Source organism: Stenotrophomonas sp. TWI273, assembly GCF_039674765.1.
GTDB lineage: Bacteria > Pseudomonadota > Gammaproteobacteria > Xanthomonadales > Xanthomonadaceae > Stenotrophomonas.
Window position 1 is genome coordinate 76,124 of the sequence record NZ_JBDJOA010000005.1, and the last position, 12,660, is coordinate 88,783.

The following is a 12,660-nucleotide window of genomic DNA, read 5'->3' on the forward strand; positions in this document are numbered from 1 at the left end:
ACGGCTTCCTCCAGGAACGTGGGGTGATCACGGACGGTTGAACAGGTAGTGGGCCACCTGCCACTGCTGGCCCTGCTGGTAGCCGAACAGCTCTGCGCAGGCCATCCAGAACATGCGCCAGCGCTGGTGCCACAACGCGGCCGAGGCATCGCCGTAGGTCTGGCGCAGCACAGCCATCACCGCCTCTTTCTCGCGGTCCTGGTTGGCCAGCCAGTGGTTGGCGGTGCGCTCGTAGTGGGTGCCATCCAGCAGCCAGCGCTGCTGCAGCTGCAGATGCTGCTGGAAGAACAGCAGGGTGTCGGCGGCAGGCATCAGGCCACCGGTGAAGAAGTGGCGACCCATCCAGTTGTCGTCGCCCTCGGTTTCGAACGGGTACATCAGCGTGCGGTGCACGAAGATGTGCACGAACAGCTTGCCTTCCGGCCGCAGCCACGCGTGGATGCGCTGCAGCAGCTGCGGGTAGTTGCGCATGTGCTCGAACATCTCGATCGAGACGCAGCGGTCGAAGGTCTCGGCATCGAGCGTCAGGTGATTCACGTCACGGGTCAGCACGGTGACGTTGATCAGGCCACGTGCACGACACTGCCCGAGGATGTACTCGCGCTGGCTGTTGGAGTTGGAGACGGCGGTGATCTGCGCGTTCGGATAGCGCTCGGCCATCCACAGCGTCAACGACCCCCAGCCGCAGCCGAGCTCCAGGATGTGCTGCCCATCGGCCAGCTGCGCGCGCTCACCGTACAGCGCGAGCATCGCCTCTTCGGCCTCGTCCAGCGTTTCAGTGCCCGTGGCGTAGTAGCAGCTGCTGTACTTCAGGCGCTTGCCGAGGCAGCGGTGGAAGAATTCGGCCGGCACTTCATAGTGCTGGCGATTGGCCGCATCCACGTGCAGCGCCACCGCGCTGCTGGCCAGCCCGGCGATGCGCGCCGCAAAGCGCTGCGACTGGACCTGCTGGCCACCGGCCAGCTCTTCGCGCAGGCGCTGCTCGCACTGGCGGCGGATGCCCAGCCGCAACAGCGCATCGGGCAGCACGCCGCGTTCGGCCAGGCCGGTCAGGCCCGGTGCGTAGTCCGGCAGGGGCAGATGGTCACTGGCGACATTCACGATGAAGACTCCTTGCGGGCATGCGACGAACGGGAGGGGAACCACGGAAACAGCATCGGCGTGGTGCGTTGGTACTCGCGGTAATCCTCACCGCGCGAGCGCAGCGCCTGCGCCTCGGTGAAGGGAATGCCGCTGACCCAGCGCAGGAACACGTACATCACCAGCGGGCCGGACCACGCCAGCCACCACAACGGCGACTGCACGGCCAGCAGCACGTAGGTGAACCAGTGCAGCCATTCGAAGAAATAGTTGGGATGCCGCGAGTAGCGCCACAGCCCATCGCGGCAGGTCTTGCCCTTGTTGGCCGGATCGGCACGGAAGCGCGCCAGCTGACGGTCGGCCAGCGATTCGCCGCCCACGCTCAGCAGCCACATCGCCACCGCGGCGATCAGCCAACCCCAGCCCTGCGCTGCCGGATTCACCGACACCGCCACGAAGGGCAGCGCGAACAGCACGATCAGCACTGCCTGGAACTGGAAGAAACCGAAGATCTTTCCCTGATGGCCGTTCCAATGCTTGCGCAGATGCTGGTAGCGGCCGTCCTCGGGCTCGCTGCGCACGCGGTGCCACAGGTGCAGCGCCAGACGTGACCCCCACAGGCCGCCCAGCACCGCCAACGCGATCCGCGGCATCGCCGCGCCATCGCCGAGCAGTGCCAGCAACAGGGCAGACGCACCCACACCCTTGGCCCACAGCACATCGACCACGCCGATGTTCTGGTGCCGGCGCTGCCACCACCAGCCCCAGGTCATGATCACGGCGGCGTACAGCCACACCACCCACAGCATCTTCATCGTGTGTCTCCTGGAGCAAGGGTGGCGAGCGGTACCGCGCGGGTCTGCCAATGACGGGCGCACGCCGCAAGCACCGGCAGTGCGATCGCCCAGCCGAGGCCGAGCAGCAGCACACCGCGCCACTGCGGTGTGGCGAACACCACCGACGACCAGCCGCGCGCGGCGGACAGATACGCCAGCGGCGCCAACAGCAGACCGACCAGCGCCGCAAGGCGCAGATGCCGCTGCAGCGTCGCGAACGACACCGTGAGCGTCATTGCGAAGGCAGCCCACAGCGCGAGGATCCAGACCGGGGCCAGCCACGCCGGATCATTGCCGGCCGCGTACGTCACCCAACCGGAGGCGCCGGCCAGCCCGTCTACGACCAACCCGCAGGCGATCGCCACCAGCATCAATCTGATCTCCACTGACGGCTGCGCGGACCAGGCCAACTGAGTGCCCACGTAAGCCGCCGCTGCCAACAGCGCGGGCCAGCGCAGCCCGTGACCGGCCCCGATCACGGCGCAGAGCCAGACCAGCTGGTTGCCGATCACGTTGGCCCAGAAGCGTGGCACGTCAGGCCTCCCCGGCCATCAGCGCGGGCCGGTAGCCCGGGCGCGCCATCAACAGGTGCGAGACGCCGATCGAGCGCTCCAGGAAGCCACCTTCGCAATACGCCAGGTAGAACTCCCACATGCGGATGAAGCCCGCATCGAAGCCCTGTGCGCGCACCGCCGGCAGCTGGGCCAGGAAGCGCTGGCGCCACGCGCGCAGCGTGAGTGCGTAGGAGGGCCCGAAGTCGTGCTGGCCGATCAGCTGCAGATCACTGCTGCGGGTCTTTGCGGCCACGATGGCGTTGATCGAGGGGATGAAGCTGCCGGGGAACACGAAGCGCTTGATGTAATCGACGCTGCGCCGCGCCTGCTCGTAACGCTGGTCTTCGATGGTGATGGCCTGCAGCAGCGCCAGACCGTCATCCTTGAGCAGGCGGGTAAGCGTGGCGAAGTAGGTGTCCAGGTACTGCGCGCCGATCGCCTCGATCATTTCGATGGACACCAGCTTGTCGAACTGGCCCTCCAGATCGCGGTAATCCTTGAGCAGCAGGGTGACCTTGTCCTGCAGCCCGGCCGCCTCGACCCGCTGCCTGGCCAGCGTGTACTGCTCCACCGAGATGGTGGTGGTGGTGACGTGGCAGCCGATATGGCGCGCCGCGTACAGCGCGAAGCCGCCCCAGCCGGTGCCGATCTCGACCACGCGATCAGACGCGGTGAGCTGCAGCTGCTCGCAGATGCGGGCCAGCTTGCGCTCGGACGCAGCCTCGAGCGTATCTTCCGGGCTGGCATACAGCGCCGAGGAGTACATCAGGTCCGGGGACAGGAACAGCGAGAAGAACGGATTGCCGAGGTCATAGTGCGCGGCGATGTTGCGGCGGCTGCCTTCGCGCGTGTTGCGACGCAGCCGGTTCCAGCCTTTCAGCAGCCAGCCGCCGATGCGAGCCGGGCCGCCCTCCATGCCATCGAGCAGATCGCGGTTGCGTACCAGCAGCTGCACCAGCGCGACCAGGTCATCGCAGCGCCAGTCACCGCGGATGTAGGCCTCGCCTGCACCCACGCTGCCCTGTGCGGCCACCGCGCGGTAGAAACCGGGATCGTCCACCCAGACCGTCACCTGGGGCGCGACGTCCGGATCGCCGATCACCACATCGCCCACCGCATCGCGCAGCCGCAGGTGCCCGCCGCGCAGCGGTGCCAGCTGCGCCAGCAGGCGCCCGCGCAGGAACCCTTCAAGGGCGGACGGTTGCGGTACGGCCACCGCACGGGTCATGTCGTTCATGGGGATTTTCCAGCAAGAGAAGGATGGTCGTGAACGGGGTTGCGCTTGAGCCACAGGCGCAGCGCCTGCCAGTGGATCGCGGCCACGACCTTGAGGGTCATCAGCGGGTAGCGCAGCAGCACGCCGGCCAGGCCACGACCGGTGAGCGGATGGCGCTGCATCACCAGGTCGGCGTCGAACTGGCATGCGCCCTCGCGCCAGACCTGCATGTGCACGTGCAGGTCATCGCCCGGCGCGGTGAAGCGCCAGCGGTACTCGCAGTCCATCTGCATGAAGGGAGAGACGTGGAACTGCTTGTCGAAGGACCAGCACAGCGCGCGGCCCTGGGCATCGGCCTGCGCCACCGGCAGCACGTAGGCGTGGCGCTCCTTCCAGGGCGTGTTGGTGATCTCCGCCACGATGCTGTCCAGCGTGGTGCCATCAGCGGCATAGCAGTAATAGAAGCTCACCGGATTGAAGACATGGCCGGCATACCGCGGATGCGTCAGCAGGCGGATCGGCCCGGCGGGCGCGTGGCCCAGTGCCTCGGTGATGCGTGCACGTACGGCATCGGCCAGCGGCTGATCGGGCGCACCGAGATAGTCGCTGCGGCGGAACTCGACCACGTTGCGGCGACCCACCGACCACAGCCAGCGCCGCTCGAACAGGCGCGGCAGTTCGTCCAGGTCCAGCAGCAGCTGCGCGATCGGGTAGCCGAACGCGTGCGCGTGCGGCGCGTGCCGCCGATGGCGCATCCAGCCGCGATAGATCGCACTGGCGGTCATGCTGGCAGTGCCTCGGCCAGCGGCCAGTAGGACTCGGCATCCAACGCCTGCAATGCATCGACCACGCGGCGGGCACTGCGGATGCCATCCTCGTGGAAGCCCCAGCCCCAGTACGCACCGGCGAACCAGGTCCGGCGATGGCCCTGGATTTCCGTCCAGCGCTGCTGCGCCCGCACCATCGCGTGGTCGTGCACGGGATGGGCATACTGCAGGCGGCGCAGCACGGTGGCCGGATCGACCGCCTCGCTGCGGTTGAGGGTAACCACCAAGGGCGTGGGGGTATCGATGCCCTGCAGCAGGTTCATGCAGTAGCTGACCGTGCACGGCGCAAGCGGGTCGCGCGGCACATGCGCGTTCCAGGCGGCCCAGGCCTTGCGGTCACGCGGCAGCAGGCTGGCGTCGGTATGCAGCACCACCTCGTTGGGCTGGTAACGGATCGCGCCCAGTACCGCGCGCTCGGTGAGATCGGCATCGGACAGCAAGGCCAGCGCCTGGTCGCTGTGACAGGCCAGCACCAGCTGATCGAAGCCTTCCAGCCCGGCAGCGCTGTGCACGCGCACGCCATGCTCGTGGCGCTCCACGCCGAACACCGGGCACTCCAGGCGCTCACGCACCTGCCAGCGGCGGCGCAGCGCGTCGACATACCGCGCTGAGCCGCCCTGCACCACGCGCCATGGCGCGCGCCCGGTCATCTGCAGCATCTGGTGATTGGCCATGAACTGCACGAGGTAGCGCGCCGGGAAGGCGGCCAGGCTGGCCGTCGGCGACGACCACAGCGCCGAGGCCATCGGCAGCAGATGTTCGTCGATGAAGGTGCGGCCGTAACGGCCCTTGTCCAGGAACTCGCCCAGCGAGGGACCTTCATCGTCGCGCGCAAGCAGCGCCGGCGCCTCGCGGTAGAACCGGCGCAGGTCGCGCAGCATGCCCCAGAAGCGCGGCGACACCAGGTTGCGGCGCTGGCAGAACAGCGTGTCCAGCGAGGTGGCGTTGTACTCCAGCCCGCTGCGTTCGCTGTGCACCGAGAAGCTCATCGTGGTCGGCTGCGAGGCCACGCCCAGTTCCTCGAACAGGCCGGTCAGCAACGGGTAGTGCGCGGGGTTGAACACGATGAAGCCGGTGTCCACCGCGTGCGTGCGGCCATCGACCTCCACCTCATGCGTATGGGTGTGGCCCCCGAGGTAGTCATTGGCCTCGAACAGCGTCACTTCATGCTGCTGGCTCAGCCACCACGCACTGGCGAGGCCGGCGATACCCGATCCAATCACGGCGATACGCATGTCAGTGCTCCGCCTTGGCCAGCACCCAGGCCGGCACGGGTTTGAGGTCACGCACCAGGCCGAGCGCGGCCATCGCACGCAGGCCATACCAGGTGACATCCACTTCCCACCAGTAGAAGCCCTGGCGCGCGGTGCCCGGGAAGAAGTGATGGTTGTTGTGCCAGCCTTCGCCAAACGTCAGCAGGGCGAGCCACAGATTGTTGCGGCTGTCGTCACCGGTGTTGAAGCGCTGGCGGCCGAAACGGTGCGCGAGCGAGTTGATGGTCACCGTGGCGTGGAACAGCACCACGGTGGAGATGAAGAAGCCCCACACCAGCATCTGCCCACCGGTGGTGCCCCACGACGGCGCGATGCGCTCCAGCAGCGCACCCAGGCCGAACAGTGCCGCGGCCAGCGCGATCGGCACCAGCGTGTCGAAGCGATCCAGCCAGCGCAGTTCGGGATACTTGGCCAGATCGGGAATGCGCGACCAGTCGGTACGGAAGCCTTCCACCGTCAGGAACCAGCCCATGTGGCTCCACCAGAAGCCATGCACCGAGGGCGAATGCGGATCGGCCGCCGTGTCGGTATGGCGATGATGGTTGCGGTGATGCGCGGCCCACCACAGCGGGCCGCGCTGCACGCTGGAGGCGCCGATAAGCGCGAAGAGGAACTGCACGGCGCGCGAGGTGCGGAAGGTACGGTGCGAGAAGTAGCGGTGGTAGAAGGCGGTGATCGCGAACATGCGCACCGCGTACAGTGCCACCGCCACGCCGACCGCGACCCAGGACACACCCACCCAGATCACCGCCAGGCAGGCCAGGTGCATCGCCGCGAACGGGATGGCCCGCACCCAGTCCACCCGCTGTGGCTGGCCGGTCGCAGCCGCAGCATCCGTGCTGGTATCGAACCAACGCCACAGCGTGGCCCAGCGGCGTCGCTGTGCGGTGCGTCCTGCGTCGGGGGTGGGGCTGACCGACATGACTCGCTTCTCCTGAGGCGTTATCAGGAGATACGGGAGCGGGCGCCGTTTGGATGCACGGATCCGGAAAAAAAACCGTGCGTCCGTGCGATTACAGGTTGGCGATGTCGCCCTTGGCGATGATCGGGCCGGTCGGAATGCCTTGCGGCGCACCGGTTGACGGTTCCAGTGTGATCGCCAGCACCGAGCCATTCACAAGTGCATCACGCAGCGTGGCCGGCACCGCAACAGTGTGCGCGCGGTTGATCGAGACCAGGCCCAGCGAACGCGGGGTGCCGCCGGCCGGGATCAGCCACAGCTCGGGTGCACGGCCGGCCGCATCGGCCGCGGCCGGGACCGGCACCATCAGCACCTTGCCTTGGGCCTTGTCGACGGACGCCAGCCAGCCCGGCGTACCGTCGTCGTGCAACAGCGGCGTGACCGGCTTGGTGGCCTGCTCCGGCTCGGCCGGTGTCGTCGGCGGGGTCGGCGTGACCGCCACGGGCGTAGGCGACGGTGTGGTCGGCTCCAGATCGCGGCGGCTGAACACCGCCACCAGTGCCAGCGCGGCGGCCAGCGCGGTCATGCCCTGCCAGAAACCGGTGCGCTGCCAGACCCGTGGCGAGGCGGTCGTTGCGGCGGGCCAGCCCAGCGAGGTGCGGATGCGCGGCCACAGATGCGCGGGCACCGCTTCGGTACCGAGCGATTCGAGCAGGGGCGCAAGGCGGTTCTCCCACTGGGCGACCAATCGCGCGAAGCCGGGATCGCTGGCGATGCGGCGTTCAACCTCGGCACGCTGCGCGGCATCGAGCACCCCCAGCACGTACTCACCGGCGAGGATGTCGGCGCTCGGCGGTTCGCCGTCGTCATGCAGATCATGGAGGTCGCGGGCGTTCATCGTTCCAGGCACACCCGCAGTTGGCCCAGGCCCCGGCGGATCCAGCTCTTCACCGAGCCCAGCGGCGAACCAATGCGGCGCGCCAGTTCCTCATAGCTGGCGCCATCGAGGAAGGCCAGCCGGATCAGCGAGCGACGGCGCGGCTCCAGCGTATCCAGGCAGTCCTGCAGGCGCTCGTGATCCGACGCCTGTTCGGCCACCTGGGCCGGCTGCGGCGCGACATCGGGGAGTTCCTCGGCCACCGACAGATCATCCAGCGCGCGCGGCGGCGCGGCGCGGAGACGGTCGATCGAGCGGTTGCGGGCCAGCATCGACAGCCAGGTCATGGCCGCCGCCTTGGCGCGGTCGAACTGCGCCGCCTTGTTCCAGACCGTGGTGAACACGTCCTGCAGTACCTCTTCGGCATCGCCGCGGTCGCGCAGCACCTGCAGGCAGATCGCGAACAGGCGGCCGGAGGCCAGCTGATAGACCGATTCGAACGCCTGGCGATCACCGCCGGCGACCCGGACGAGCAGCTCGTCCAGACGATGTGATGCAGCGGTAGCGGCGGCGTCCAGCTCGGGCATTGCAGGCTCAATGTCGATAACGGGCGTATCGGCATCCTCCTTGCTCCCGGCGCCATCTGCAAGGGGGCGCTCAGGCACCGCATGTCTTCACCAGCGGCTGCGTGCGGGCAGCGGTCAGCTCGGCGGCGGGCGTTGCAACCGGTGCGGCGGGAAACTCGACCCGCACCTGCGGGTACTTGCCCTTCTCATCGCGGACGTTGCCGGTGCCGGTGAACTGCAGCAGGCGCTGGTCTGCGGTGGCATACACCAAGGTGACCGCGGGCACGGCGAAACCGAACCAGGCATCGAGCTTCATCTGCAGCTGTTCGGCCGGTTGACCCTGCCAGGTCACCGCACCCGTGCGTTGCACTTTCAGCGGCACCAGGCGCTGGCGGCTGGGCAGCAGGAACTGGAAGGCCACGCTCTGCCCGGCCTGCAACGCGGCCCAATGGCTGCGCACCGCCGCGTCGAACCCGGCATCCACCACCGCCCCCGAGGGGATCGTGATGGCCCTGCTGAAGGTCGGTGCCTGCGCGCTGGCGCGGACCGATACCTGGCGGGTAGCGGCACCGCCGCGCACGCCTTCCTGATACCCATCGCGTCCATCGTCCAGGGTGAAATCCGGCGTCTGCGGGCTGCCCTGCGGGGTCATCCACTTGCGCGCGAAGGGACGCCCGTCGCTGCAGCGGTACAGCACCAACCTCGACTGGGCGCTTGCCGGCCCCTGCAGCCAATGGGTCTCGCGATACAGCAGGCGCCCATCGGCGGTGGCGTACGCGCGCCCTTCCTGGCGCTGCACGGTCTGATCGGCGGCACTTACGGGGGCGGCGAAGGCCAACAGCAGCAGGATCAGGCAGGGCAAGGGCTGGCGCATGGGGGTCCAAACGGGCGGGCTTGCAGGGAGATACGCAGGTGGCAGTGGTTTGGATGCAGTGGGATGAATCGGACAGACGACTTGACCATCGCCCGCCTTCGGCCTACCTTGTGCTCGCCGAAGGTATCCATCGCTTCATGCAGATGAAGGGATGGATTTAAACGGGAATCCGGTGAAGGCGCCTCGCGCGCCCATTCCGGAGCTGCCCCGCAGCGGTGAATGGAAACGACTCCTGCCAACAGCACTGGGCCTTCGCGCCTGGGAAGCGGCAGGTACTAGGTGGGCGTCCGCGCCCGTGTCCATCAGCCCGAATACCGGCCCCGGCCGGAGGACATGACCGTCCTCCGATTCGACCTGGAACGTCCGCGGGGAGGTTGCCGGGGCCTGCCGCCATGCCGCCTGCATGGCGCTGCCCCCGTGCGTCCGCTTCACGGCATCCGGTTCGCCCGCGGGGGCGAAGGTCGCTGGCGGGGCGGAACGGGCTGCAAGGCCCCGGACGGCGCGCGGTTCCTTCGTTCCTCAATGCCCCTACGCAATGAGGACACGTTCCAATGACCACTGTTACCACCCTGGGTTTTCCGCGCATCGGTGCCAAGCGCGAACTCAAGCGCGCGCTCGAAGCCTTCTGGTCCGGCGAGAGCAGCGCCGCGTCGCTGCAGGACACCGCGGCCGAGCTGCGTGAACGCCACTGGCAGCTGCAGCGCGAGGCCGGCGTGGATGTGCCGCCGAGCAATGATTTCAGCCTGTATGACCAGGTGCTGGATGCGGCCTTCCTGTTCGATGCGATCCCGGCCCGCTACCGCGCGCTCGCCGATGCCGAGCCCCTGAGCGGCTACTTCGCGATGGCGCGGGGCCTGCAGCGCGATGGCATCGACCTGCATGCGCTGGAAATGACCAAGTGGTTCGACACCAACTACCACTACCTGGTGCCCGAACTGCATGCCGGCCAGACCTTCGCGGTGCGCGGCGACAAGCCGCTGGCCGAGTACCGCCAGGCCAAGGCGCTGGGGATCGAGACCCGCCCGGTGCTGATCGGGCCGGTGACCTTCCTGCGGCTGTCCAAGACTACCGATGGCAGCAACGCCCTGGACCTGCTCGATGCGCTGCTGCCGGTGTACGTGCAGCTGCTGGGCGAACTCAAGGCCGCCGGCGCGGCGTGGGTGCAGCTGGATGAGCCGCTGCTGGTGCAGGACCTGGACGAGGCCACGCGGGCCGCGTTCGAGCACGCCTATGCGGTGCTGGGCCAGGTCGCCCGCCCCAAGGTGCTGGTGGCGACGTACTTTGGTGCGCTGGAAGACAACCTGGCGCTGGCTGCCTCGCTGCCGGTCGATGGCCTGCATGTGGATCTGGTCCGTGCGCCGGAACAGCTCGATGCGGTGATCAAGGCGCTGCCGGCCGGTCGCGTACTGTCGGCCGGGCTGGTCAACGGCCGCAACATCTGGCGCACCCACCTGGACAACGCCCTGGTGCTGGCGCGCTACGCGCACGGTCATGTCGGCAGCGATGCGCTGTGGCTGGCGCCATCGTGTTCGCTGCTGCACAGCCCGGTCGATCTGGACCACGAAAAGAAGCTGGACGACGAACTGCGCAGCTGGCTGGCGTTCTCCAAGCAGAAACTCGCCGAGCTGCGCGTGCTGGCCGACGCGATCGATGCGCCGGCGCGTGCCGAGGCACCGCTCGCGCATTCGCGTGCGTGCATCGAATCGCGCCGTCGTTCGCCGCGCGTGCACAACCCGGCCGTCGCCGCGCGTCTTTCCTCGCTGACCCCGGCCGATGCACAGCGCCACAGCCGCTACCCGCAACGCCACCTGGCCCAGGCCGCCGCGCTCAAGCTGCCGCGCTTCCCGACCACCACGATCGGGTCGTTCCCGCAGACGCTGGAGGTGCGAGAGGCCCGCGCCCGCAACAAGTCCGGCAAGCTCTCCGATGCGGATTACGATGCGTTCCTGGCCACCCAGACCGAGCATTGCGTGCGCGTGCAGGAACAGATCGGGCTGGACGTGCTGGTGCATGGCGAGTTCGAGCGCAACGACATGGTCGAGTACTTCGGCGAGCAGCTCGATGGCTTTGCCTTTACCAAGAATGGCTGGGTGCAGAGCTACGGCTCGCGCTGCGTGAAGCCGCCGGTGATCTTCGGCGATGTGACCCGTCCGCAGCCGATGACAGTGCGCTGGTCGCAGTATGCGCAGTCGCTCACGCAGCGGCCGATGAAGGGCATGCTGACCGGGCCGGTGACGGTGCTGCAGTGGTCGTTCGTGCGCGATGACCAGTCCCGGGCGGACACCTGCCGCCAGATCGCACTCGCCCTGCGCGATGAAGTGACGGATCTGGAGGCGGCCGGCATCGGCGTGATCCAGATCGACGAGCCGGCCATCCGTGAGGGCCTGCCGCTGCGCCGTGCGCAATGGCGCGAGTACCTGGACTGGGCGGTGGAAGCCTTCCGGATCAGCGCCAGCGGCGTGCGCGATGCGACCCAGATCCACACGCACATGTGCTATTCCGAGTTCAACGACATCATCCACTCGGTGGCCGCAATGGACGCGGACGTGATCTCGATCGAAACCTCCCGCTCGCGCATGGAACTGCTGGATGCCTTCGTGCGCTTCCAGTATCCCAACGAGATCGGGCCGGGCGTGTACGACATCCACTCCCCCCGCGTGCCTGACAAGGCCGAGATGCTGGCCCTGCTGCGCAAGGCCGCCGAAGTGCTGCGTCCCGAGCAGATCTGGGTCAATCCGGATTGCGGCCTGAAGACCCGCGGCTGGCCGGAAACCCGTGCCGCGCTGGAAGCACTGGTGGCCGCCGCGCGCGAACTGCGCGAGGAAATCGCCGACGCCAACGCCGCCTGATCGGCCCTTTGTAGACTGACCCAAGGACCCCATCGCCGCCGTTGCCGGCGGTGGGGTCGACGAGAAACGCATGAACCCGCATGACCTGACACCGATCGACCGCCCCACCCTGTCCCTGCCCGACGGCCACACCAAGCTGCTGCTGCACTCGTGCTGCGCGCCGTGCTCGGGCGAAGTGATGGAGGCGATCACCGCCTCCGGCATCGACTACACGATCTTCTTCTACAACCCCAACATCCACCCGGTGAAGGAATACGAACTGCGCAAGCAGGAGAACATCCGCTTCGCCGAGAAGCATGGCGTGCCGTTCGTCGACGCCGACTACGACACCGACACCTGGTTCGCGCGCGCCCGCGGCATGGAGAACGAACCAGAGCGCGGCATCCGCTGCACGATGTGCTTCGACATGCGCTTCGTGCGCACCGCGCTTTACGCGCATGAGAACGGCTTTGCGGTGATCAGCAGCTCGCTGGGCATCTCGCGCTGGAAGGACATGAACCAGATCAACGACTGCGGCCACCGCGCCGCCGCGCACTATCCGGGCCTCCAGTACTGGGATTACAACTGGCGCAAGGGCGGCGGCGCCGCGCGGATGGTGGAGATCAGCAAGCGCGAGCAGTTCTACCAGCAGGAGTACTGCGGCTGCGTGTACTCGCTGCGCGACGCCAACCGCCACCGCCGCGAGACCGGGCGCGAGCGGATCAAGCTGGGCGTGCTGTATTACGGCGATGGCACCTCGAAGCAGGGCGACGCCGACTGACCGCTGCAGGGGCGTCGGCTAGACTGGGCGCCCCTACAGCCGTGAA

At 67.9% G+C, this 12,660-nt stretch carries 12 protein-coding genes and 1 riboswitch; of the genes, 2 read left to right on the forward strand and 10 right to left on the reverse strand.

Features of this window, described 5'->3' with window-relative positions; genetic code table 11:
* Positions 1-27: 27 nt before the first annotated feature.
* From ABE571_RS08575 to ABE571_RS08620, 10 genes are all read right to left on the reverse strand, one after another.
* Entirely contained in the window at positions 28-1,101 is a 1,074-nt protein-coding gene (locus ABE571_RS08575; RefSeq protein ID WP_313208877.1) for a class I SAM-dependent methyltransferase, read from the reverse strand.
* On the reverse strand, positions 1,098-1,895 hold the full coding sequence (locus ABE571_RS08580) for a DUF1295 domain-containing protein (protein WP_346493559.1): 798 nt from the start codon (positions 1,893-1,895) through the stop codon (positions 1,098-1,100). The genes ABE571_RS08575 and ABE571_RS08580 overlap by 4 nt, the downstream gene beginning before the upstream one ends.
* Complete coding sequence (locus ABE571_RS08585; protein ID WP_346466235.1) at positions 1,892-2,449, reverse strand: DUF2878 domain-containing protein; 558 nt, start codon at positions 2,447-2,449, stop codon at positions 1,892-1,894. Before ABE571_RS08585 ends, ABE571_RS08580 begins: the two co-directional genes overlap by 4 nt.
* A gap of 1 nt (position 2,450) precedes the next feature.
* Positions 2,451-3,707: a cyclopropane-fatty-acyl-phospholipid synthase family protein gene (locus ABE571_RS08590; protein ID WP_313219891.1), complete on the reverse strand. Its 1,257-nt coding sequence runs from the start codon at positions 3,705-3,707 to the stop codon at positions 2,451-2,453.
* The gene (locus tag ABE571_RS08595) at positions 3,704-4,471 is read right to left on the reverse strand and encodes a DUF1365 domain-containing protein (protein WP_313219890.1); all 768 of its coding nucleotides are present in this window, start codon (positions 4,469-4,471) and stop codon (positions 3,704-3,706) included. The genes ABE571_RS08590 and ABE571_RS08595 overlap by 4 nt, the downstream gene beginning before the upstream one ends.
* Positions 4,468-5,748: an FAD-dependent oxidoreductase gene (locus tag ABE571_RS08600; RefSeq protein ID WP_346466237.1), complete on the reverse strand. Its 1,281-nt coding sequence runs from the start codon at positions 5,746-5,748 to the stop codon at positions 4,468-4,470. The genes ABE571_RS08595 and ABE571_RS08600 overlap by 4 nt, the downstream gene beginning before the upstream one ends.
* Position 5,749: 1 nt before the next feature.
* Positions 5,750-6,709 carry an acyl-CoA desaturase gene (locus ABE571_RS08605; RefSeq protein WP_070474347.1) on the reverse strand — a complete coding sequence of 320 codons (960 nt, stop codon included), beginning with the start codon at positions 6,707-6,709 and terminating at the stop codon, positions 5,750-5,752.
* Positions 6,710-6,800: 91 nt separating this feature from the next.
* The gene (locus ABE571_RS08610; RefSeq protein WP_313208883.1) at positions 6,801-7,586 is read right to left on the reverse strand and encodes an anti-sigma factor; all 786 of its coding nucleotides are present in this window, start codon (positions 7,584-7,586) and stop codon (positions 6,801-6,803) included.
* Positions 7,583-8,152, reverse strand: coding sequence for a sigma-70 family RNA polymerase sigma factor (locus ABE571_RS08615; protein WP_313208884.1), 570 nt, complete (start codon positions 8,150-8,152; stop codon positions 7,583-7,585). Before ABE571_RS08615 ends, ABE571_RS08610 begins: the two co-directional genes overlap by 4 nt.
* A gap of 70 nt (positions 8,153-8,222) precedes the next feature.
* The gene (locus ABE571_RS08620; protein WP_313208885.1) at positions 8,223-9,005 is read right to left on the reverse strand and encodes a hypothetical protein; all 783 of its coding nucleotides are present in this window, start codon (positions 9,003-9,005) and stop codon (positions 8,223-8,225) included.
* 104 nt (positions 9,006-9,109) lie between these two features.
* A riboswitch (cobalamin riboswitch) is annotated at positions 9,110-9,343 on the forward strand.
* Between the two features lie 213 nt (positions 9,344-9,556).
* Between ABE571_RS08620 and metE the strand changes: the two genes are divergently transcribed.
* Together metE and ABE571_RS08630 are read left to right on the forward strand one after the other, a co-directional pair.
* Positions 9,557-11,854 carry a 5-methyltetrahydropteroyltriglutamate--homocysteine S-methyltransferase gene (gene metE / locus ABE571_RS08625; protein ID WP_346493560.1) on the forward strand — a complete coding sequence of 766 codons (2,298 nt, stop codon included), beginning with the start codon at positions 9,557-9,559 and terminating at the stop codon, positions 11,852-11,854.
* A gap of 70 nt (positions 11,855-11,924) precedes the next feature.
* Entirely contained in the window at positions 11,925-12,614 is a 690-nt protein-coding gene (locus ABE571_RS08630) for an epoxyqueuosine reductase QueH (protein ID WP_346493561.1), read from the forward strand.
* Positions 12,615-12,660: the final 46 nt, after the last annotated feature.

Coding starts and splice junctions, on each gene's coding strand:
- ABE571_RS08580 (WP_346493559.1), bottom strand. CDS start 1,895: ATGAAGATGCTGTGGGTGGTGTGGCTGTACGCCGCCGTGATCATGACC.
- ABE571_RS08590 (WP_313219891.1), bottom strand. CDS start 3,707: ATGAACGACATGACCCGTGCGGTGGCCGTACCGCAACCGTCCGCCCTT.
- ABE571_RS08595 (WP_313219890.1), bottom strand. CDS start 4,471: ATGACCGCCAGTGCGATCTATCGCGGCTGGATGCGCCATCGGCGGCAC.
- ABE571_RS08600 (WP_346466237.1), bottom strand. CDS start 5,748: ATGCGTATCGCCGTGATTGGATCGGGTATCGCCGGCCTCGCCAGTGCG.
- ABE571_RS08605 (WP_070474347.1), bottom strand. CDS start 6,709: ATGTCGGTCAGCCCCACCCCCGACGCAGGACGCACCGCACAGCGACGC.
- ABE571_RS08610 (WP_313208883.1), bottom strand. CDS start 7,586: ATGAACGCCCGCGACCTCCATGATCTGCATGACGACGGCGAACCGCCG.
- ABE571_RS08615 (WP_313208884.1), bottom strand. CDS start 8,152: ATGCCCGAGCTGGACGCCGCCGCTACCGCTGCATCACATCGTCTGGAC.
- ABE571_RS08620 (WP_313208885.1), bottom strand. CDS start 9,005: ATGCGCCAGCCCTTGCCCTGCCTGATCCTGCTGCTGTTGGCCTTCGCC.
- metE (WP_346493560.1), top strand. CDS start 9,557: ATGACCACTGTTACCACCCTGGGTTTTCCGCGCATCGGTGCCAAGCGC.
- ABE571_RS08630 (WP_346493561.1), top strand. CDS start 11,925: ATGAACCCGCATGACCTGACACCGATCGACCGCCCCACCCTGTCCCTG.